The organism is Shimia sp. SK013, from assembly GCF_001292625.1.
GTDB lineage: Bacteria > Pseudomonadota > Alphaproteobacteria > Rhodobacterales > Rhodobacteraceae > Shimia.
On sequence record NZ_LAJH01000012.1, the window covers coordinates 486,182 to 506,964 of the forward strand.

General features: G+C 56.2%; 20 protein-coding genes and 1 riboswitch. Of the genes, 5 read left to right on the top strand and 15 right to left on the bottom strand.

The features are described from left to right. Window positions 1–267: 267 nt before the first annotated feature. Window positions 268–957 (bottom strand): glutathione S-transferase N-terminal domain-containing protein, encoded by a 690-nt coding sequence (locus SHIM_RS12075; RefSeq protein WP_054002879.1) that lies wholly within the window; start codon window positions 955–957, stop codon window positions 268–270. 26 nt (window positions 958–983) lie between these two features. After that, on the bottom strand, window positions 984–1,892 hold the full coding sequence (locus SHIM_RS12080) for an esterase/lipase family protein (protein ID WP_082358379.1): 909 nt from the start codon (window positions 1,890–1,892) through the stop codon (window positions 984–986). Window positions 1,893–2,003: 111 nt separating this feature from the next. After that, window positions 2,004–2,081, top strand: a riboswitch (SAM riboswitch). Between the two features lie 64 nt (window positions 2,082–2,145). On the opposite strand from SHIM_RS12080, the gene metZ reads away from it, so the two are divergent. From metZ to SHIM_RS12100, 4 genes are all read left to right on the top strand, one after another. Then, window positions 2,146–3,333 carry an O-succinylhomoserine sulfhydrylase gene (gene metZ / locus SHIM_RS12085; protein WP_054002972.1) on the top strand — a complete coding sequence of 396 codons (1,188 nt, stop codon included), beginning with the start codon at window positions 2,146–2,148 and terminating at the stop codon, window positions 3,331–3,333. Window positions 3,334–3,506: 173 nt separating this feature from the next. Then, window positions 3,507–4,604: a GTP cyclohydrolase FolE2 gene (folE2, locus tag SHIM_RS12090; RefSeq protein ID WP_054002973.1), complete on the top strand. Its 1,098-nt coding sequence runs from the start codon at window positions 3,507–3,509 to the stop codon at window positions 4,602–4,604. A 143-nt stretch (window positions 4,605–4,747) separates the two neighbouring features. Then, window positions 4,748–6,196, top strand: a complete 1,449-nt coding sequence (locus tag SHIM_RS12095) for a TrkH family potassium uptake protein (RefSeq protein WP_054002881.1) — start codon at window positions 4,748–4,750, stop codon at window positions 6,194–6,196. Beyond that, the gene (locus SHIM_RS12100; protein ID WP_054002882.1) at window positions 6,196–7,812 is read left to right on the top strand and encodes a 5-guanidino-2-oxopentanoate decarboxylase; all 1,617 of its coding nucleotides are present in this window, start codon (window positions 6,196–6,198) and stop codon (window positions 7,810–7,812) included. Before SHIM_RS12095 ends, SHIM_RS12100 begins: the two co-directional genes overlap by 1 nt. Window positions 7,813–8,019: 207 nt before the next feature. Here the strand turns inward: SHIM_RS12100 and SHIM_RS12105 are convergent, their stop codons facing one another. From SHIM_RS12105 to SHIM_RS12115, 3 genes are all read right to left on the bottom strand, one after another. Continuing rightward, complete coding sequence (locus tag SHIM_RS12105; RefSeq protein ID WP_054002883.1) at window positions 8,020–8,547, bottom strand: RICIN domain-containing protein; 528 nt, start codon at window positions 8,545–8,547, stop codon at window positions 8,020–8,022. A gap of 29 nt (window positions 8,548–8,576) precedes the next feature. Continuing rightward, window positions 8,577–9,218 carry a PEBP family protein gene (locus SHIM_RS12110; protein WP_054002884.1) on the bottom strand — a complete coding sequence of 214 codons (642 nt, stop codon included), beginning with the start codon at window positions 9,216–9,218 and terminating at the stop codon, window positions 8,577–8,579. 524 nt (window positions 9,219–9,742) lie between these two features. Continuing rightward, window positions 9,743–10,210, bottom strand: a complete 468-nt coding sequence (locus SHIM_RS12115) for a cupin domain-containing protein (RefSeq protein WP_054002885.1) — start codon at window positions 10,208–10,210, stop codon at window positions 9,743–9,745. A gap of 94 nt (window positions 10,211–10,304) precedes the next feature. Here SHIM_RS12115 and SHIM_RS12120 point away from each other — a divergent pair, with 94 nt between their 5' ends. Further along, on the top strand, window positions 10,305–11,240 hold the full coding sequence (locus tag SHIM_RS12120) for a LysR family transcriptional regulator (protein ID WP_054002886.1): 936 nt from the start codon (window positions 10,305–10,307) through the stop codon (window positions 11,238–11,240). A 566-nt stretch (window positions 11,241–11,806) separates the two neighbouring features. On the opposite strand, the gene SHIM_RS12125 is transcribed toward SHIM_RS12120, so the two are convergent. From SHIM_RS12125 to SHIM_RS12170, 10 genes are all read right to left on the bottom strand, one after another. Next, window positions 11,807–12,988 carry an OsmC family protein gene (locus SHIM_RS12125; protein WP_054002887.1) on the bottom strand — a complete coding sequence of 394 codons (1,182 nt, stop codon included), beginning with the start codon at window positions 12,986–12,988 and terminating at the stop codon, window positions 11,807–11,809. A gap of 2 nt (window positions 12,989–12,990) precedes the next feature. Beyond that, window positions 12,991–13,275 (bottom strand): DUF2218 domain-containing protein, encoded by a 285-nt coding sequence (locus tag SHIM_RS12130; protein WP_206541362.1) that lies wholly within the window; start codon window positions 13,273–13,275, stop codon window positions 12,991–12,993. Then, window positions 13,272–13,745, bottom strand: coding sequence for a cupin domain-containing protein (locus SHIM_RS12135; RefSeq protein WP_054002889.1), 474 nt, complete (start codon window positions 13,743–13,745; stop codon window positions 13,272–13,274). Before SHIM_RS12135 ends, SHIM_RS12130 begins: the two co-directional genes overlap by 4 nt. A 3-nt stretch (window positions 13,746–13,748) precedes the next feature. Next, window positions 13,749–14,504 carry an SDR family NAD(P)-dependent oxidoreductase gene (locus SHIM_RS12140; protein WP_054002890.1) on the bottom strand — a complete coding sequence of 252 codons (756 nt, stop codon included), beginning with the start codon at window positions 14,502–14,504 and terminating at the stop codon, window positions 13,749–13,751. A 17-nt stretch (window positions 14,505–14,521) separates the two neighbouring features. Further along, on the bottom strand, window positions 14,522–15,358 hold the full coding sequence (locus SHIM_RS12145) for a glutathione S-transferase family protein (protein WP_054002891.1): 837 nt from the start codon (window positions 15,356–15,358) through the stop codon (window positions 14,522–14,524). Further along, window positions 15,337–16,776, bottom strand: a complete 1,440-nt coding sequence (locus SHIM_RS12150; RefSeq protein ID WP_054002892.1) for an aldehyde dehydrogenase family protein — start codon at window positions 16,774–16,776, stop codon at window positions 15,337–15,339. The genes SHIM_RS12145 and SHIM_RS12150 overlap by 22 nt, the downstream gene beginning before the upstream one ends. A gap of 19 nt (window positions 16,777–16,795) precedes the next feature. After that, the gene (locus SHIM_RS12155) at window positions 16,796–18,157 is read right to left on the bottom strand and encodes a TRAP transporter large permease (protein ID WP_054002893.1); all 1,362 of its coding nucleotides are present in this window, start codon (window positions 18,155–18,157) and stop codon (window positions 16,796–16,798) included. Beyond that, window positions 18,154–18,693 (bottom strand): TRAP transporter small permease, encoded by a 540-nt coding sequence (locus SHIM_RS12160; RefSeq protein ID WP_054002894.1) that lies wholly within the window; start codon window positions 18,691–18,693, stop codon window positions 18,154–18,156. Before SHIM_RS12160 ends, SHIM_RS12155 begins: the two co-directional genes overlap by 4 nt. A gap of 23 nt (window positions 18,694–18,716) precedes the next feature. Beyond that, window positions 18,717–19,481: a glutathione S-transferase family protein gene (locus tag SHIM_RS12165; RefSeq protein ID WP_054002895.1), complete on the bottom strand. Its 765-nt coding sequence runs from the start codon at window positions 19,479–19,481 to the stop codon at window positions 18,717–18,719. Window positions 19,482–19,599: 118 nt separating this feature from the next. Then, entirely contained in the window at window positions 19,600–20,610 is a 1,011-nt protein-coding gene (locus SHIM_RS12170) for a TRAP transporter substrate-binding protein (RefSeq protein ID WP_082358381.1), read from the bottom strand. Between the last annotated feature and the right edge of the window lie 173 nt (window positions 20,611–20,783).

The following is a 20,783-nucleotide window of genomic DNA, read 5'->3' on the forward strand; positions in this document are numbered from 1 at the left end:
GGGTTGCAACTTGGCTACAGCCTTTAGCGCGCAGGGGTTGGCGGTGCAAGCGGTGAGCGTCCAAGAAGCGGGTTGGCGCGGGCTCCCGCCCGATCTTTTCGCATCAATGATGCACGCGATCCGTTGGGCATGGCTCAAGGCATCCGCCTTGAGCCTGTTGCGTTGCTCTTTCGCCTTTTTTGTTCCTCAAATACCTAAAGGCTCAGCGCAGCTGAGACACGCCCAACATCTGGCAGATGCCGTTAGGCATCGAAGGTGGCGGGAGTGCTATGTCTGAAGGCCAAACAGATCGGCTTGCACCCAAGTGTCAGAGCGGTCGCCGCGCAGGTCCGCATGAAGCGCACGGCCGCGGCGCAAAGCAGGGCGATCCCAAAGGGTTTTGAGCCAGCGGGCAAGGTGAGGCTTGTCTTCCAACGTCTGCTCTTGCCCCTGCCAGAGCGACGCCCAGCCCCAGATGGACATATCGGCGATGGAGAAGACATCACCTGCCACAAACTCGGTTTCAGCCAGGCGCCGGTCCAGCACGCCATAAAGACGCGCGGCTTCGTTGCGATAGCGGTCCTTGGCATAAGCGATGTCTTCGGGCGCGTATTTTAGGAAATGATGGGTTTGTCCGGCCATTGGACCCAGCCCGCCCATTTGCCACATCAACCATTCCTCAACGGCAATGCGGTCGCGCTCGGTTGTGCCCATAAAGGTTCCGGTCTTGCGCGCCAGGTACTGCAGAATGGCACCGCTTTCAAAGATCGACACAGGTGAGCCGTCCGGCCCATCAGGGTCAACGATGGCGGGCATCCGGTTATTGGGTGCGATTCGCAGAAAATCCGGCGCAAATTGATCGCCTTTGCCGATATTGATCAGGTGGGTTTCATAAGGCAGCCCCATTTCCTCGAGCGCGATAGAGATTTTCCAGCCGTTTGGCGTGGGCCAATAGAAAAGGTCGATGGGGGCGGTCATGGCGCGTCCTTAAAGTCAAGTTGCGGTCATGATGCCTGTTTCAGGCCGAGGGGCAAGGGCTGCGCATTTTTGTCGGGCAAATGCTGTGCAACCTGCGGCGCGCCGTCAAGCAGGGACTGCAGGTAAGGGAGCGGCGTGCGTTCCGGCGCAGCCAGCAGGGCCGCATAGAGATCAAACACCCCCGAACGCAGGTAGGTGGACCAGTGGCAGTACCAGTGTTTTGGTGGCGCGATCCGGTAGCCCACACTGGCCAATCGCGCCAGAGCTTGGCGGTTTTCGAGCCTTATGGTCAGGGCGTTGTGAGCCGAGAAGCCGCGACCAAGAGCGTCGTCTTTGCGGCGCAAGGCGCGTTTTAACAGGAAGTCGTAGACTGCGTTTTCACCGCTCACCATGTTTATCAACTCAGCGCTTTGGCCCGCGGGGGTTGCCATTGCCCGACCGGCGCAGCCTCGGAATACGGCGGCATTCAGCGCGATGATCCGATGCACGTCGCCTGCCGACAGGTGGCGCAGCGCTTTTAGGGCGACGTAGCCGCCCATCGAATGCCCAATCAGGTTCACGGGACGATGAGGAGCAATGTGACGAAGGCTTGTGATCAGCTTGGCCAGTGCGACAGAGGCCTTGCCAGCGGAGCGCAGCGCCTGTTTTAGCGTGCCCCGTGCGTTCCAGCCAAAGGCGATGCCAAGACCACCATCCTCCAGTAAACCAAGCGCGCTCGGCCAACTTTTGGCCTTGTGGCAGGCGGTGTCTTGTTCCGCGAATATATGGCGGTGTGGGCAATGTTGCGGATCATGCGGATGGAATTTGTAGCCATGCAGCATGATGGTGATGGTTCCGGATCCTTCCAAAGCTGCGTTCAATGCGGGGAGGAGTGGTGTTTCGCCGCAATGGGGAACTGGCGTGCGGCCTGCTGCGTTGATCCGTATGAGGGGCATCCCGACTCTCCCACAATATGTTGTGTGCAGTTTCTCGAATGTTTGTGCATGTGGCGTGAAAAACTTGTAACGGCCGTGTGACGGCCTTGACCTTTTTGCACCTGCAGCGTAATCCGCTGGCGTGGCGATTTGTTACCGGATTGCGGGCCACGTTAAACATGCCGCTAAAGAGGTCGAGACGAAGGAGCCCCTTCCGCTTGGCCGGAACGGGGCTTTTTATTTGGGCCGCACGCGTGGCCCGGGAGAGACAAAGATGAGCGATTGGAACACACGCACAAAACTGGTGCATGGTGGCACGCGACGCAGCCAATACAACGAAGTCAGCGAAGCGATTTTTCTGACCCAAGGGTTTGTTTACGACAGTGCTGAGCAGGCCGAGGCGCGGTTTATCGAGACCGGCCCGGATGAGTTCATTTATGCACGTTACGGCAACCCGACCGTGGCGATGTTTGAAGAGCGGATTGCTCTACTAGAGGGCGCAGAAGACGCCTTTGCCACCGCAAGTGGCATGGCGGCGGTCAGCGGTGCGTTGACCTCTATGCTGAAGGCGGGCGACCATGTGGTCAGCGCCAAAGCGTTGTTTGGCTCGTGCCTCTATATTCTCGAGGAGATCCTGACACGCTACGGGGTCGACGTGACATTTGTGGACGGCACCAACCTTGATGAATGGCGCGCGGCTGTGCGCGACGATACCAAGGCTGTGTTTTTTGAGAGCATGTCCAACCCGACTCTTGAGGTGATCGATGTGGCTGCTGTGGCTAAGATTGCGCATGCCAAAGGCGCAAAGGTTGTGGTGGACAACGTGTTTTCGACCCCTGTGTTCAGCGACGCAATTGCGCAGGGCGCGGATGCGGTGATTTACTCGGCGACCAAACATATTGACGGGCAGGGGCGGTGCCTTGGCGGCGTGATCCTTGGCTCGCAGGAATTTATTCGCAAAACCGTTGAACCCTACATGAAGCACACCGGCGGCAGCATGAGCCCGTTCAATGCGTGGATTTTGCTGAAAGGTCTGGAAACCATTGATCTGCGCGTTCGGGCGCAAGCGGCGAGCGCGTTGGCGATTGCAGAAGCGTTTGAAGGCGATGCGGCGCTGGAACGGGTGATTTATCCGGGGCTGAAAGGCCACGCGCAAAACGCTTTGGTGCAAACACAACTGGGCGGTAAAGGTGGCACGGTGTTGTCGCTGGACCTCAAGGGCGGTCAAAAGGCAGCATTCAAGTTTCTGAACGCGCTGGAGATTGCGGTGATTTCCAACAACCTTGGGGATGCGAAGTCGATTGCGACCCATCCGGCAACCACGACACATCAGCGACTGCCAGAAGATCAGAAAGTTGCGCTGGGCATCACACCTGGATTGGTGCGTTTCTCGGTGGGGCTGGAAGACAGCGATGATCTGATCAGGGACATCAAGCAGGCGGTTGCAGCGTCGCAGTCCTAACAACTGCAATTATTGAGCTTTGGAAAAGCGGTGCCCTGTGGGGTGCCGCTTTTTGCTTTGTTGGATGAGTGAACCGCAACGTCGTATTGGGCGTATTAGAAACCGTAATTGGCATTTGGCCGGATCAACTATTAAGTTAGACCAGCGCAATGGACGCGAAAGGCGGTTGGATCATGAATTTGCAGACACCGAAAGCACATGACGAGATCACACGGGACGACGCGGCTGCGGCGCTTGAGAAGCTGCGCGCTTGGGCGGCTGACGCGTCCGTGACCGAGATCGCCGAGTTGGATCCGGCGATTGCCCGGCTGTTGCCTGATCAACCCAAGGCGAATTATCCGGCGCTGTCGCGAACTTATGATCCGGAGTTTGCGGTCTCGCCAGAGTACCGGGCGACGTTGCCGGATTTGCAGAACGGTCCATCGAGCCTGATCAAAGGCGAAAAACAGCAGATACAGCATGTGGGCATTTCCAATTTCCGCCTGCCCATCCGGTTTCACACCCGTGACAATGGCGACATTGCTTTGCAAACCAGCGTCACCGGCACCGTTAGTCTTGAGGCAGATAAGAAGGGCATCAACATGTCCCGGATCATGCGCTCTTTTTACAAACATGCGGAGAAGACTTTCAGCTTTGAGGTCATGGAGGCCGCTTTGGCGGATTACATCACCGATCTGGAGAGTTTTGACGCGCGGTTGCAGATGCGGTTCAGCTATCCGATGAAAATCACGTCACTGCGTTCAGGGCTGGAAGGGTATCAATACTATGAAATTGCCTTGGAGAAGGTGCAGCTGGACGGCGTGCTGCATAAGGTGATGCATCTGGATTATGTGTATTCGTCGACTTGCCCCTGTTCGCTGGAGTTAAGCGAACATGCACGATCAGAGCGGGGGCAGTTGGCGACGCCGCATTCGCAGCGATCGGTGGCGCGGATTTCGGTGCAGGTCACCGAGGGCATGCTGTGGTTTGAGGATCTGATTGATCTTGCGCGCGCCGCAGTGCCGACCGAGACACAGGTTATGGTCAAACGCGAAGACGAGCAGGCCTTTGCCGAGCTGAATGCAGCCAATCCGATTTTTGTCGAAGACGCGGCGCGGCTTTTCTGTGAGCAGCTCAAGGCCGACCCGCGGATCGGCGATTTTCGCGTGATCGCGAGCCATCAGGAAAGCCTGCACAGCCATGATGCGGTGTCGGTGCTGACGGATGGGCCATTCTTTGAGGCCCAAAGCCTTGATCCCAAACTGTTTACCACTCTGTTCCATGTTGGCTGAGACATTGGTCCTGCGGAGATTGGTCGCAATCACTCTCTAGGGGGGCGTTTTCGCAAATCTGCCCTTAGGGCAGGGAGAAAACCGGTGTTTGGTGGCGTGGATCACGCTTGACAGGGGCCAAGAGTGCGGCCAACCCTGCGGCCATGCTGGACCTGAGACCCGTTGGATATTTGATTGGCATGTTGGTGGCCAGCCTTGGGCTGACCATGCTGTTGCCGATGGCGGTTGATCTCTATGACGGGGCAGCCCATTGGAGCGCGTTTTTCTTCAGTGGATTGATTTCGTTTTTGATTGGCGGGCTTGTGGCGTTGTCTTGCCACAATGCGCGGGCCTCGCGTCTGACGTTGCAACAGACCTTTCTGCTGACGACCGGTGTTTGGCTGGCGTTGCCGATGTTCGGCGCACTGCCGTTTGTGTTGGGTGCCACAGAGGCACGGGTGGTGGATGCGTTCTTTGAAGCCATGTCAGGGCTGACAACCACCGGCTCGACGGTGTTTTCCGGCCTTGAGGATTTGCCACGCGGGATCCTGTTGTGGCGCGGGTTGCTGCAGTGGCTGGGCGGCATTGGCATTATTGTTGTCGCAATGGTGTTCCTGCCGGAGCTGCGGGTTGGTGGGATGCAGATCTTCCGCAGTGAAGGCTTTGATACGCTTGGGAAAATTCTGCCGCGTGCGACAGAGATTTCCAGCCGGATTTCGATCATTTATCTCGCGCTGACTGGCATTTGTGCGATGGCGTATGCGATCACCGGCATGGGGAAATTTGACTCGCTTGTGCATGCGATGACGACCATCGCCACAGGTGGGTTTGCAAATTACGACGCCTCTTTCGGGGCCTTCGGCGCGGGAACGGAATACGTTGCAGTTGTTTTCATGTTTCTTGCGGCCTTGCCGTTTGTGCGGTTTGTGCAACTGACTGCCGGAAGTGCGAAACCGCTGTTTCTCGACAGTCAGATACGGACGTTTTTCTTTGTCGCGGCCTCCATCGTCATCATGATTGCGTTGTGGCAGGTCATGGTGATGGGACTTCGATCCGAGGAAGGTGTGCGCAAGGCGCTGTTTAATTCGATCTCGATCATGACCGGCACCGGCTATGCCAGCGCGGATTATATGTTGTGGGGCGGGTTCCCTGTTTCGGTGCTGTTTTTCGCCGGCCTGATTGGTGGCTGCGCGGGATCGACAGCCTGTTCGATCAAAGTCTTTCGCTACCAGTTGTTGTTTGCGTCGATCAAAGTGCAGATCCGCAAAATTCAGCACCCCAGTGGTGTGTTCATGGCGACCTATCAGGGACGCAAGATCGAAGATGACGTGCTGAGTTCGGTGATGAGCTTCTTTGTGTTCTTCACCGTGTCACTTGGGCTTTTGGCGGTATTGCTGGGACTGACGGGGCTGGATTTCACCACCGCGTTGTCTGGCGCGGCGGCAGCATTGGCAAACATCGGGCCGGGTTTGGGGGATATCATCGGGCCCGCGGGCAACTTTGCGACGCTTAACGACTCGGCCAAATGGCTTTTGGCAGCGGGCATGTTGATTGGCCGGCTGGAGCTTTTGGCAGTCTACGTACTATTTACCATTCAATTCTGGAGGGCCTGATGGGTCAAAAAGATGAAGCGATGCGCCCCTTGGGAGCGCAGATCTCGCATATGTTGAAATCACGCGGTGTGGACGTGATTTTTGGCATTCCGGGTGTGCATAACGTCGAGATGTATCGCGGCATCGAGGAAGCTGGCATCACCCATGTTCTGGCGCGCCACGAGCAAGGGGCGGGTTTCATGGCGGATGGCTATGCGCGCGCCAGTGGCAAGCCGGGGGTGGCTTATGTGATCACCGGACCGGGGCTGTGCAATATCATGACACCGATGGGGCAGGCCTACTCTGACAGTGTGCCGGTGTTGACGATTTCCAGCTGTCTGGATGAGCACGTCGGCCATCGCGGCCAACTTCACCAGATGAAGGATCAGCGTGCGGCGGCGGCGACAGTTTGTGATTGGTCGGAAGAGGCGCGCACGGCTCGGGCGGCCTATGATTTGATTGACCGGGCGTTTACCGAATTCGAAAGCCAGCGGCCACGATCCAAGCACATTCAGGTGCCTATCGGTTTGCTGGGCACAATGGCGCCGGAGGCACCAGAGGCGCGGCCAGGCGCAATGGAAAGCCATTCAGCGTTTGCCGCGGGCGATGTGCGAGGCGTGGCGCAGGATCTGGTGACTGCCAAAAAGCCTCTGTTCATCTTGGGCGGTGGATTGGCGGCGTCTGGTCAGGCGGCGGGGCTTCATATGCGGCAGTTGCTCCGCAGAAGCGGTGCGGCTGCGTTCATGACCTATGCGGGCTCGGGCCTATTGGCATCTGATGACGAAATGAGCTTTGGCACTTATCTGGGGCGCGGTGAAAGCAAACGCATTATTGGCGAGAGCGATCTGGTCATCGCGATTGGCACAGAGTTGAGCGAGAACGATCTGTGGCGTGATGAGTTGGGCCACACCGGACGTCTGGTGCGGGTGGACATTGATCCCGAAGTGTTGGCGGACCGGCACCGGGCTGACACCACGTTGCAGACGGAGGCGTTTGCCTTTGTATTGGCGCTAAAGGCCGCGATGCCAGAAAATGACGTCGCGCCAAAATGGGTGGCAAAAGAGGTTGCAGCGGCCAAAGCGCGGTTCCGTGCCGAAAGCGATGCGGAGCGGCCAGGTATCGCGCCAATCTGTGATGCGCTTCGGCATGTAATGCCGCAAGATGCGATGATTTATTCCGACATGACGCAGTTTGCCTATGTCGCCAAAGAAGTCTGGGATCTGGACCGGGCGGGCCATTGGCACCACCCCACGGGTTTTGGCACGCTGGGCTATGCGTTGCCGGCCTCCATTGGCGGGGCGATGGCGCGACGGGGCAAACCGACGGTGTGCATCGCAGGCGATTATGGGTTCCAGTATACGGTGCAGGAATTGGGCGCGGCAGTGGAGATGAAGCTGCCGATCCCGATCTTGTTGTGGGACAATCACAAGCTCAAGGAAATCGAGGACAGCATGGTCGAAAGCCAGATTGCGCCCAATGCTGTGGTCGCGCTGAACCCGGATTTCTGCAAATTGGCGGAAAGCTATGGCTGTTTGGCGACAGAGCCTGCGACGTTGGAAGAGTTGCAGAATGCGTTGAGCAGGGCCTTTGAGGCGGACCGGCCGACGATGATCCGGATGACGGCAGCGTTGTCATAGACACCGGCAAGGCGCTTTGGAAACAACAGGCTATGTCCGCATCTGGTGTTGGTCTCAGCAATCCCAGAAGCGGACTTTAGGCCGAATGCGGGGAAGATTCGGTTTGAGCCCAAAGTGGCGAATGCTGCGCGGTGACCGAATGGCTGCTTTCAGTGATAATTGGTGGGATGTTTGCCGGGAGCCCACAAGTCCGAATCCCGGCTTAATTTAGTAATCCGCGGTGCGGTTGGCCCAGGTCTGGGTCGGGGTCAGGTCGCTCGAACAGGTTGCCAGCTTTAGCGCGATCATCTGGTTCTCGTCGCTCCGACCCGTGCGGGTTTCTCCGATCAGTGTCAGGCACATTTCGGGCGCAGATGCCGGCGTAATCGTGCCTTCGCCATCAAACGCCCAGCTTTGCGCATCGGACCCGTCACAGGCGGCAAGTTCAACCGAGGCGCCTGTATCAGTCGAGGGCGCTTGCACGCAAACGTCAAATTCAGGCATATAAAGCACGCCATCCGCGAACTGATCGGGGTCAAAGGCCTGATCGACAAGCACTTCGCCTAATGGGCTATAGCATGTGTGCGCTTGCATTCCGTCATCGGGGTTGGCATCGGCCCCGCGCCCCTTCGCAATATCGAGGCAATATCCGTTCTGGATGTTATCGAGCATGTCGACGACATACACCTCGACGTTTTCGGCATAGGCTCCGTTCGCGGCCATCAAGGCAACAAAGACGGTGGCTGGTTTGAGCATGTGAGTTATCCTTGTGTTCAACGCGTTGATTATTCGACTGAAAGGCGGCAAAGGACGGTGTTGCTTTGTTCGAGATCAGGACCCCAAATCAACTGGGCATCAACGTCCCATTCGATTTCGTCATATCCAAATTTTGGATCCACCTCGGCGGCGGTGTAAACGCTTGCTTGCGCCCAGTCCGAGGCATCAAAGCCAGACATGTCCCACCCATCGGGTTCGTCTGAGGCTTCAAACCCACAGGGAACTTCGCCTGCAACCGGATTGCTCTCGTTTTCACAGGACTTGTCCAGCGGCCCAGTATGAATGACCTGGCATTGCCAGAGGTCATTGCTGACCACGACCGTCTTGCCTGAGGCATTCCTTATCTGAAGAATGACGCCGCCATCCCCCATTTGCTGGCGGCGGGTGCCAATGTACTCCAGCCCCGTGTCGTTCTCTTTGAAATCTTTGGCGACGACGCCGATGATGAATGGCTTTTCCGCCTCGAAGGAGAAACTTTCGGCGTTAAATGACCGTTCCATAGTGATGGGAACGCTGTCTTCGGCGACCTGTTTACCGTTCACCCGCATTTCAAACCAGTTATCTGCCCAGACATCCACGTCGTATGTCTCTGCGAGTAAAATCCCGTTTGGGACTAAGATCAAGGCTAAGGCGGTGGTCATCAGGCGCATTGCAATCTCCGTTACTCCTATCCGTTCAGCATTACTCGGTTCAGCCGCTTGTCTCCATCGATATTGTTTCGGCCCCGATTGAAGCTGACATTCGATGTGAACCAACATAGGTCCGTTTCGTCCCGCTCAGCCGTCATCTGGCCAAACCAATGCTGCGCAGGTTGTTGAACGGTCGGTCCGGGGAAACTGCAACCCGACGCGGACCAGGCAATTTATCACCGAATTGCCGCACCGCCTTTGATGTCCTCGGAACCCGAACGACTGCCGCTGCGCCAACGTCAAATTGCGTCAATGCGCAAAAAACGGGATTGTCAAAGTCACGCGCACGGCCCACAGGAGACATTCAACAGACAGTCCGTCTCCGCGCTGCAGCGTCCCCGAACAGGCCGTTCATTCATCGTAGAGCATACTCACCTACGCGATGACCGGGACTTAAGCCAAGCCAACGCTACCGTGTCTGGGCGGTTCAGGTGCGGGCGCTGTGAGCGTCTCAAACATGTGCCGCTTAAGCTTTCCGGTTCGCGTCAAGCTGGCTGTTCGGCAGGAGCCACAAACGTCATGCCAACTTTCTCAGCGACGGACAACACTGACGGAATATCCGGCTCACTGGGTTGCGGCAGTTCGGTTTGGCCCTCGGGAAGGGGATGTCCGATTTCGGTGAAAAACTTGTCGTGCATGTGTCCGGGCGCGTTGATGATCAAGAGGCGGGCCGGCTTGTTTCCGACAGCCTGGAAAGCGTGAACGGCCCCATCGGGAATTGCAACGTGATCGCCTGAGCAAGCCAGGACTTCTTTGCCATCGATCATGAAACCAATCTGCCCATCGATGACATAGAACGACTCCGTCTCGCCTGCGTGGTGATTGGGGGGCGCACCGGCTCCAACCGGGACAAGGCATTCGACAAAGCAGAACTTGTCCATCGTCTCGGACGGAAAAGCATGGAACTTCATGAGTATGTTTAGAACATTATAGGTACGCGGGCGATTCAGCATTTTGGGCCTCCTTGGGCTGATTGTTGGAACTGATTTAAGGCTACTCGCGTCAAATTAATCTGTTAAATCGATAGATTGTATAATATCAATCGGTATGGGGAATTTATCCAGTTTCGATCTGAATCTTCTGCGTGTGCTCGATGCGCTGCTGATTGAGCATTCAACCGTTAGGGCCGGCGCGCGTTTGGGCCTGTCCCAGCCAGCCGTATCCGGAGCGCTAAAGAGGCTTCGCCTGTCTCTCGGCGACGAGTTGTTCTTTCGGAGCGGACAGAAACTCGAAGCGACAGAGTTCGCCCTCTCACTTAAAGAACCCCTCCAAGACATTCTAAGCCGCGTCGAAGCGCTGATCCACGCACAGGATGCGTTCGACCCCGCGACCGCAGAACACAGTTTTCGGATTTCAGGCAGCGACTTCTTTGCCGAAATGCTCCTGCCAGCATTGGCCGAATATTTGACAGCACATGCTCCTTCGCTGCGCGTTCACCTTGTTGACCTTGTGCCAGACGATCGTGTGGGCACATTGGAAAACCACGACGTGGATTTTGCTTTGCTCCCTGAAACACCGTTGCCCGACTGGGCAGAAGGCCAACCTGTATTCAGCTCTTCCTTCTCTGTCATTGCCAGGAAGGCGCATCCAAGGACAACAGAGCTTGCGCTTGCACCAGGCGATGTCATGCCGCTCGACCTCTTCTGTGACTTAGGGCATGTCCTGTTTTCAACCGAAGGCAATCCTAAAGGCCTTGGGGATGAGGCCCTTGCGAGGATCGGGCGCGAACGTAGTGTGGCAATGACCCTGCCAGTTTTCTCTGGAGTGTACCGCGCCGTCGCCGGTTCGGACCTCATCGCCTTGCTTCCATCCGCGTTGGCACATCGCATAGCACAATCAGCAAATCTGAATGTGTTTGAGCCCCCGATCCCTGTGGATCCGGCCCGCTTGGTTCTGATTTGGCACCGGCGGTTTTCTGAGAGTCCGCCACACCTATGGTTGAGAAGCCGGATAGCAGAGTTGTTGCTCCCTTTAAATGTTTGAAGAAAGTGATTTTAGCAGAGGGATCGAGTGTCGATTTAGGCCCAAAGCAGCCATTCGCGGGCTTCAGTTTCGCTGCGCTGCGGCTCCTACAGAGCTATAGTTCAAAAGCCTCGCTTTGTTTTCGATCATCCAAGGTTGGGCAAGACGTTGCCAGACCACTTTTTGAGGTTTGTGGTGCAATCTCGGAACAAGATAAGTCAAATCGCTCGCGAGGCTTCGCATGAGTTCAGAGTGCGCGCGACTATCGACTCTTGAATCATTTCTGGCACAATCTTTTTCCGGGGCTTCGGCCGGCACAATCAAGCAACAGGTTTGGGATTCAGAGTCTGCCGAAATTAAGCGAGTATGTAGGTCATCTGGTTGGTTTGATTATGTGGCGTTTCCTCTGTAGCGGCGCCGCGTGGCGTTGAGCTTTCGATCAACGCCTCTGAGATGCGGTGCAAGCCTGGCGCAGCGATTGCTAAGGTCGCAAGTCCGAGCGTCCGGCCGCTGTAATGCCTGTAGCTTCCAGCCCTGCGCAATTTCTTGCGCAAGGGCGGGCCGAGTGTGTTGAATGGCAGAGTGGCTTATAGGCGCACAATTTTGAGCTTGGTCTTGAGGTCTGTGCGGCAGAAGGCATGCAGAAAGCAAGTCTGTTCAGAGATGTCGAGCATCTCTTGGGCGACTGCATCGCTCTCGCTGGTTTCCAGATACACATGCGTCTCGATTGGATCGGCCTCACCGGCCTTGCCCGTGCCGCCGCTGGCGCCGCCCAGTGAAAAATGCGTATCCTGAACGATGCGATAATCCGGGAGGTCCAGTTTCAGCATCGATACGAAACGCCCAAATTGGGTCATGAAACAGAACCCTATGCCGGCGCTGATCAATGTGGCGGCATCCGGTGCCCGACCATCTTCGGAGGACAGAAACCGAAACGATGTGCCGTACGGCGAATACTGCATTTGCTGGATGTCCTTGATCCCATCTTCGCGCAATTCGGCAACTGCACCAATATTCAGACGCCGGTCCTGTTCATCTGACAGCGACGATGCGCCCGCCGCCGTACCTTTTGCAACTTCCTTCTTGGGGGTCAGGCCTACAGGTGCCATCAAGGAAAGATCGGGGGCCTGTGGTGTGGCTTTAGAAAAATGGTCGCCGGGATCGGGAAACAGCGGGCCATCCAGTTCGACAACTTTGGCGGTCGGCAATTCCTGTCCGTTTTTGCCCAGTTTGAACAGGCTTTCGAGTTGCCCGCGCATCAACCCGTTCAGGGGGGAGGCATGAACCGCATTCATCAAAAGTGTGTTCAGCGCGCCATCGTCCAGATCGCAGTCAATCTCTACCTGCAATTCTACGGGCTCCGCGCCGCCCACCATCGTTCGTTTGGGCATCGAGCCCTTCATTGTGTAATAGTTATCCTGAACGAGCTTGAGCTTGCGGATCTCGACACCTTGCATCTTGGCCAAGGCGACAATCTCATTCATGTAGCTCGCGACCATTCCTGTCGACAAAAACGCCAAAGGGCATGGGGCCGCGTCGTGTCCGTTCAGATACGGGCCTTCGTCTGAAACCAGCCGCCATGTGTCGCCGGTTTTGGCAGAGCGCACCAAGGCTTCTTTCTGAAACCCTGACAACGATCGCACCCACGTGCGCAGCGCGTCACCTTTGCGGTTCTCTGGCGCGTCGATGGCCACGTCATCAGCATTCGTCAGTTTGAAAAAGGGCGGCACGCCGCTGGTGCCGATGATGTCTTCACCCAATTTTGCCATGGTCACTCTTTCCAATCAATTCTCAAGTCTTCGCGAAACGCGAACCGTTCCAAGTGAGAGGCCAACACCTGTTTTAGCGTTGCCAGTGCCTGCGGGTCGTCTGACGTCGCTGTCATCTTCAAGCAGTCGGGCTCAGCGCTGAGGTCAGCTCTGCCAAAACCAAACTTGATCCACCCACTATTGGGGGTGAAGTCAGCCTCGACCTTGTGGCCGAAATGTTTGCAAAGCTGCTGAAGGTAGCTGCCGGCCTTGGTGCTGTGGATTGTAGTTGTTGCAGAGCGGGTCACGATCCATCTCTTTCTGGCACTGGGCCGATGTTTACGATGTCGTATTTATGGTTCAGCGCATCCATCTTTGCTTGATCTTCAAAATCGGCCTCAGTCATCTGCGCCAGTTCCGAAAGGTAGCCGTCAAATCCGGATGGCTGATAGATCATCAGCATGCGGCCCGCTGTACATCCGTTTGCCAGCGTGCAGGCATGTTCAATACCCGGAGGCACGTGCAAACAAGTGCCTGGGCCAGCCGTTAACCAATCGCCGTCCACGAAAAAATCCACCTCTCCTTCCAGAATATAGAAGGTTTCGGCATGATAGCGATGCATATGAAGGCCCAGCGCAAAATGGGCCTTCAGGTTGTCTTCCATCAAGGTGTACTGGCCACCGGTGTCGGCGGCGGAAACCTTGACATATGTGTGATCCGCGGACCAGTCGTAGTCCGCGCCGCCACCTGGTGGAACGTGTGAATAGCGCTTTGACATGGCTCAGAGATTCACCTTTCCGCCGTCGACGTTCAACGTCTGGCCGGTGACAAAATTGCTGTCGGGCGTGATCAGATACATCAGTGACCCCAAGAGATCCTCGGGGAGCATTTCGCGTTTGATCGAGCGCGACTGCACCGTCGGCCCGCGCGCGGGATCAAAGCCGGTGTGGCCCTGCAACGCCTCGCTTTCGGTCAGGCCGGGCGCGATGGCGTTCACCTGAATGTTCTTGTCGCCAAGTTCACGCCCATAGCAACGGGTCAACGCAATTACGGCCCCCTTTGAGGCGGTGTAGTGAGACAGCCCCGGAGGCCCATAGTAGAAAGTACCGGAGGCGATGTTGACGATTTTTCCGTGTCCGGCCCGCATCATCGCAGGGACGACAGCTTTGGTCATTTGGTGCACGCCGCGCGCGTTCACTGTCATTACCTTGTCGAACTCGTCATTGTCGATTTGCAGGAACGGCTTGGGCTGCAGCGCCGCAAAAATCGATGCGTTGTTGACCAAAACATCCAGCGCGCCGAATTCCTTTTCAGTCGCCTCGACCATCGCCGCGATGTCGTCATCGGAGGTGACATCAACGTTTTGACCAATCGCAGATCCGCCGGCTTTGGTGATCTCGGCCACGGTATCGGCTGTGTCCAGTACATCGGCCACCACAACATTGGCGCCTTCTTCGGCCATGCGTTTGGCCATCACGGCCCCGATTCCACGCGCGGCGCCGGTGATGACAGCGGTTTTTCCTTGCAAACGTCCCATTGGTTTGTCCTCTCGTGTCAAATTTCGATTTCCAGAATCTTGGCAACCTCGGGCCAACTTTTGGCGCCATTGTCTCTCAGATCATTGGTCAGGTCTTTGGGTACCCAGTCAATCAGGCACGGCTTGAAATTCGGCAGGGCCTCGATCCGGGCAATCCATTTTGCAACGTTGGGCAGTCGGCCGTTTTCCCACATGCCGCGCATCGACATCATCGCCAATCGGTTCACGTAAGGTGTGAGCGCGACGTCCGCTATGGAGAAGGCATTGCCAACCAGCCAATCATTGCCCTCCAGCGCCTTTTCCATCTTGAAAAGGTAGCTGTCGTAAAGCTTGACCTTCTCGGTCGCGCCGGGTGCGTCAAACCCATATCGGGTGTAGCCGTCTTTCAGGTCTTTCCAATTCGACGTGACCGACATTGGGGGCGTGGATGCAAGAAACTTTTTTACGCCTTCCTCACCCAGATTCTTCAAAACCGTGTGCCGATGCGAACAAACAAAGGTCATAGCGCCACAGGCCGGGTGCAAATCCTCGTCTACCGCCTTGGTCCAGTATCGCACCTGTGCATGGCCCCAAGGATCACTCGGATGCAGGCTTGTTTTAGGCGCGATTCGGTCAAGGTATTCGCAGATAACCGTGCTATCCACGATGACGGTTCCGTCATCTGTCAGCGTCGGAACAACCGCCTTGGGATTGAGTTTCATGTACTCGGGATCAAACTGCTCGCCTTTGAGAATGTCGATGTAGACACCCTCCCAGTCGAGGCCTTTTTGCGCCATGGCAAAACGCACCTTGGCCGCGCAGACCGAAGATCCATGATGATAAAGCGTGAAGGTCATAGCTGCACCGTAATCCATTTGAGTTCTGTCATTGCTTCCATGTCAGCATCGGTACCTTCCCGCCCAACACCGGATTCACCGTTGCCGCCAAACGGCACATGCGCCTCATCATGGATGGTAGGGCCGTTGATGTGGCACATCCCCGCGCCAATATTGCGCGCGAAATGGAAGGCTTTGTCGATGTCTTTCGTGAAGATCGCAGAGGACAGGCCGAAATCTGTATCGTTGGCTTTCGCAAGCCCCTCTTCATAGCTGTCGATCGGATAGATTGACGACACAGGGCCGAAGGTTTCCGACCTGCATACCGTCATGTCATCGCTTACATCGGTCAACAGTGTCGGCTGGCAGCGGTTGCCTTCCCATTCACCCCCAGCAGCGACCGTCGCGCCCTTGGCCACCGCGTCGGCGATATGGTTGCGCACGCGGGCGCGCTGCCGCTCTGAAATAATCGGTGCAATCACGGTGTTTGGATCACGCAGATCGCCCATGCCGACTTTGCCTGCCACCATTGAGAACCGCTTGACGAAGTCGTCATACAAAGGCCGTTCGACATAAAATCGACTGGACCCGATGCAGGCCTGACCGCCAAACATAAAGATGGAGCGTGCGGCAAGAGGCATCACCTCATCCAGGTCCACGTCAGCCAAGATCACCGTAGGACTTTTCCCACCGAGTTCGAGCGTGCTTGGCGTTTTGTTCTTTGCGCAAATCTCGCTGATGTGCTGACCGATCAAGGAAGAGCCTGTGAAGGTGACAAAATCCACGTCCTTGTGGCTTGTCAGGTCATCGCCGATTTCGGCTCCGAGGCCTGTCACCACGTTGTATACGCCCGCCGGAACGCCGGCCTCTGCAACGATTTCGGCAAACAGGACGGAGAGGTGGGGCGCCATTTCGGAGGGCAAATGCACGACCGTGTTGCCCAGAGCCAGGGCGTTGCAAACCAGCCGTGACGTTTTGATGAGCGGCACGTTGAACGGGGTAATGACAGCAACGACGCCCAAGGGTTCGCGCACCGACATAGAAAACTTGCCAGGCGCATCCGAGGGGATGGTTTCGCCGCGCACATTTCTGCACATGCCAGCGGCCGCGCGCACCATCGTCAATGATTTCTCAAACTCAAACATGGCCTTTTGAAAAGGCGAGCCGATTTCGTCGATTAGGCAATCAAGGAGTTGGCCTTTGCGGGCCTCCATGATTTCGGCAACCCGCAGAAGCCAGAGCTCCCGGTCCTTGGGCAGGGTGTTGCGGTAGGGTGCAAAGGCAGCTTTGGCCGCGCCCACTGCTTTTTGCATGTCACCACCCGTGCCGCGCGCTGCGTGGCAATAGAGGCTGTCATCCAGCGGGTTTAGGACGTCGAAAGTTGCGCCGCTTTCGGCGTCGGCCCAATCGCCCGCTATGAAATGGCGGAGGGTTTTGATGTCTGTTGCTTTGTTCATAAGAACTCTCCAAGTGGTGCTATCCGCCGACGACTTTTTCGGGCAGGAACAGCACAATTTGCGGGAAAAGAATGAGAAGGCCGATCATCGCGACCATGGCGAACCAGAACGGCCAGATGCCGCGAAAAATTTCGGCCATAGGCACATCAGGGGCGATAGATTTCACGATGAAGACGTTGATCCCCACTGGCGGGCTGATCATGCCCATTTCGAGCACGATCACCACAATGATGCCAAACCAGATCAGGTTCCAATCCAGTGCAATCGCGATTGGAATGACCACCGGAATGGTCAAAACCAGCATCGCCATGGCTTCAAGGAACATGCCGAGGAACATGTAAATCACCACGATCACCAGCAGGATGCCGAGATCACCGATGGGCAGCGATGTGAGGATCGTCACCATTTGCGCGGGCAATTCGGTCAGTGACATGAACGGAATAAACACAAAGGCACCGATAATGATCATGAACACGGTTGCTGTGGCGTTCATGGTTTCAAGCACGACAGCCTTGGTTGCGCGCCAATCCAGAGATTTGCGCCACGCCGCCACAAGAAAGGTGAAGAACGCGCCCACAGAGGAGGCTTCAACCGGTGTGAAAAAGCCCGTGTACATGCCGCCGATGGTCACCAGCACGACACCAAGAATGGGCATGGCGCGCCAGAGAGAGGCCAAGCGTTCGCTGCGCCCAAACTTTTGCCCACGCGGGCCGGCGTCCGGGCGTCTTGTCACAACGAGGTGGATGGCCCCGATGAAAAGGAGAGTCAGAATGATACCGGGGAATACGCCGGCCATAAACAGGCGACCGATGCTTTGCTCGGTCAGGACCGCATAGATGATCATGCCACCGGAGGGCGGGATCAGGAACCCAAGCGTTCCACCTGCGGCAACGGACCCGGTGGCCAGGCTATCGGCATATTTGTAGCGTTTCATTTCCGGCAGGGCGACGCGGCCCATTGTGACCGCGGAAGCCAGCGAGGAGCCGGACAGGGCGGCAAAACCGGCGCAGGCCGCAATTGTGGCTGAGGCCAAACCGCCCCGCAAATGCCCCATCCAACGATAGGCGGCGGCAAACAGGTCGTTGGACATGCCGGACACGCCCGCCAGATTGCCCATCAGGACAAACATGGGGATCACCAACAAGTTGTAGTTGGAAGCCGCCTCAAAGGTCTCGCCCGCAAGGTTGGAGTAGGCGATTTTGAGCCCGCGGGCCCATGCCTGATCTTCGGCCATGCCCACGCCAATGAATTTGTTGGCATTGGCAATCACGGTTCCCACGAATCCGACGCCAAGCATAGAAAGTGCAACTGGCATGCGCAGGGCGAGCAGGACAAAGAGCGCCAATAGCCCAAAGAGGCCCAGAAGTGTCATGCTGATCATAGCGCACCCCCGCCGACGTGAAGGTACTGTACACGCCCTGAACGCAGCATCTGCCAGATATCGAGGCACACAACGATCGCATAAAGGCCCGCAGATATGGACAGGAGATAATAAAACGGCTGGTAAGAGATCAGCAATTGCTGGGTGGTTTCGCCAAACTTCTGAGCTGTACCAGCCGCGTGCCATAGCCGCCATGACGTAACGATCAGCAGCCCAACGCCCAGCAGCTTCACAAAGATCATCGACCATTTCGCAAATCTCGCGGACATTTGGGACTCCAGCACTTCGATTTCGATATGCGCACCGGTGCGGGCGCCCAGAGGGATCGAAAAGGCTACGATCACCACGAGCGACAGGATTAATAGGTCCTCGGCCCCCAAGACGGGGGAATTCAACGCCTTTCGCATTATCAGCACGTTCCAGACCGAAAAGGCGGTCATGAACACCAGCGTTAAACCGCCGAAAATCAGGGACGTCCAGATCAAGCCTCTATCCAGAAATTCGATCGGTTTCGGTATGTTCGATTGTTCTTTCATGTCTCTTTTTCCTTCTCCAACAGTCAAACTTTGGAGAAATCCGGGCACCATTTCAGGACACCTTGCTGAAAGCTTGGCTTCTCCTGAAGGGCAGCTGCCCAGCGTTGGATGTTCGGGTATGTGTCGTAGGCGTATCCGCACCCCAAAAGCACGTGATATAGCGGGATCCAGGATATATCGGCGAGCGTGAACTGTTCGCCCATGATCCAGTCCTGCCCTTGTAGGGCTGTTTCCAGTTTGACGTGACACTCGGCAAGGATCGCTTGTGCTTTGCCGACATCTTCGTCACTGAACTGGCGGCTCCCCTTGTGCTTTGCATGGAACTCTTTGAGGTCGTCGTTGGCTTGAAGCGCGTCGTATTGTGCCTGTTCTTCCCGCGTCTTTTTGAGGTGTTTGGCGATCTTGGTTGCGTAGACGTAGGGCTTGATCGCTGGCAGGTGAATAGCGGCGGCGAGATGCAGCCATTCCATCATCTCGGCGTTGTTATCGAGTGCCCGCAACGACGGGTGCGGAAAAGTGTTGTCCAGATAGTCAATGATGTCGTTGGATTCGATGTGAACAACACCGTCGTGCACCAATGTCGGGACAAGGCCGTTTGGATTGATCCCAAAGTACTCCTCTGAGATGTTTTCCTTTTTCTTCAGATCGATGTGATGGCTGGTCCAATCCAGACCCTTTTCGATCAGGGTCATCCGCACACGCATCGAACAGTTCGACATATCACCGTGATACAGATGAAGGCCGTTCAATTCTTGCACGGATGTGTTGGTCGGCGTGATCACTGCCATTTCAGACAACTCCAACAATACTAGATTTGCGGTCAGGTGGAACAGATCCGGCTCTTTGGAGCCAGGAGGCAAAGCCGGACCTGTTTGGAAGGCAAGCGGCCGTTAGGCGCTTGGACGCTTACGGGTTCAGAGCCTTGTAGATCTCACGGACGCTGGCGATGCCGCGGCCTTCGTAATCCGTGAAGATTTCTTCCAAGCCCAGTGCAACAGCAGCATCCATCTTGGCGCGTTCCGCATCGGATACGACAACCCATTCGTACTTCTTTGCCTGATCTTCTTCGATCATCTTCTTGGAGCGCGCATCCGCACCGTCAAAAGACTTTGCCAGCTCAAGCGACATCGGCAGCCCCGCCACCTCATCGATGATTGCGCGATGCTCGTCCGATAGGCCCATGTAGCGTTCCTTGTTCATGACCGCATAGGTCACGGCAAAGCTTGCTGGAATGTTTTCAACGACATAGGTGGAGACGTCCGAGAAATTCCAAGGAGCGGTGATGTTGTTGTAAGACGCGGTTGTTGCGTCAATCGTGCCCGTGGACAAGCCGGTGTACATCTCTGTCACAGGCATCTGGACCGGGACTGCGCCAAGTGCTTCGATAATCGGTGTGGTCATGGACGCGTAGGGAACAACCTTGGCGCCCTTGAGGCCTTCCATGGTGGAGACATCGCGGGTGGCCGCAAACAGGTTGCCTGCCACTGTGCCGATGGCCAGAACTTTGACGTCTTCATATTCGTCGGCAAGGTGATCGTCATAGATTCCCCATATCGCACGGGTCGATTGATCCGCATTCACTGCGGTGCCAGGCAGAATACCCATCATCGTTTTCGGGAACAGCGCAGGCGTGTAGCCGGATACGCCAAAGGTGATGTCAGCCACGCCTTCGACCGCGCGTTTGTACTGCTGCACCGGACCTGCGCCAAGTTGGCCTGCAGGGTAAAGTTTCATCGTCAACGATCCACCGGACCGCTTTTCGATTTCTTCCGCGAACCATGCAAACATGCCCGTGTTTGTGTGGTGTTGTGGCGGTAGGAAAGTGGCAACCGTCAGCTCTTCGCTTGACGCAGTCTGTGCCGAAACGCCAAGGCCGACGGCAAGCGCGGCAGCCATTGTGATACGTGAAAATTTCATAGTGTCCTCCCATTTTGATCAAGGCTGGCAAGGCTCGGGATCCTAAATCTACCGAAAAACCTCAAAAACCCCGAAACTCTCCTCGAGTCGCTTTATGAACATCTTTTTGGGATCCCAAAGCAAGAAAAATTTTCAACATTACGCCGATTCTGGCTAATTACTTGATTTTTGGG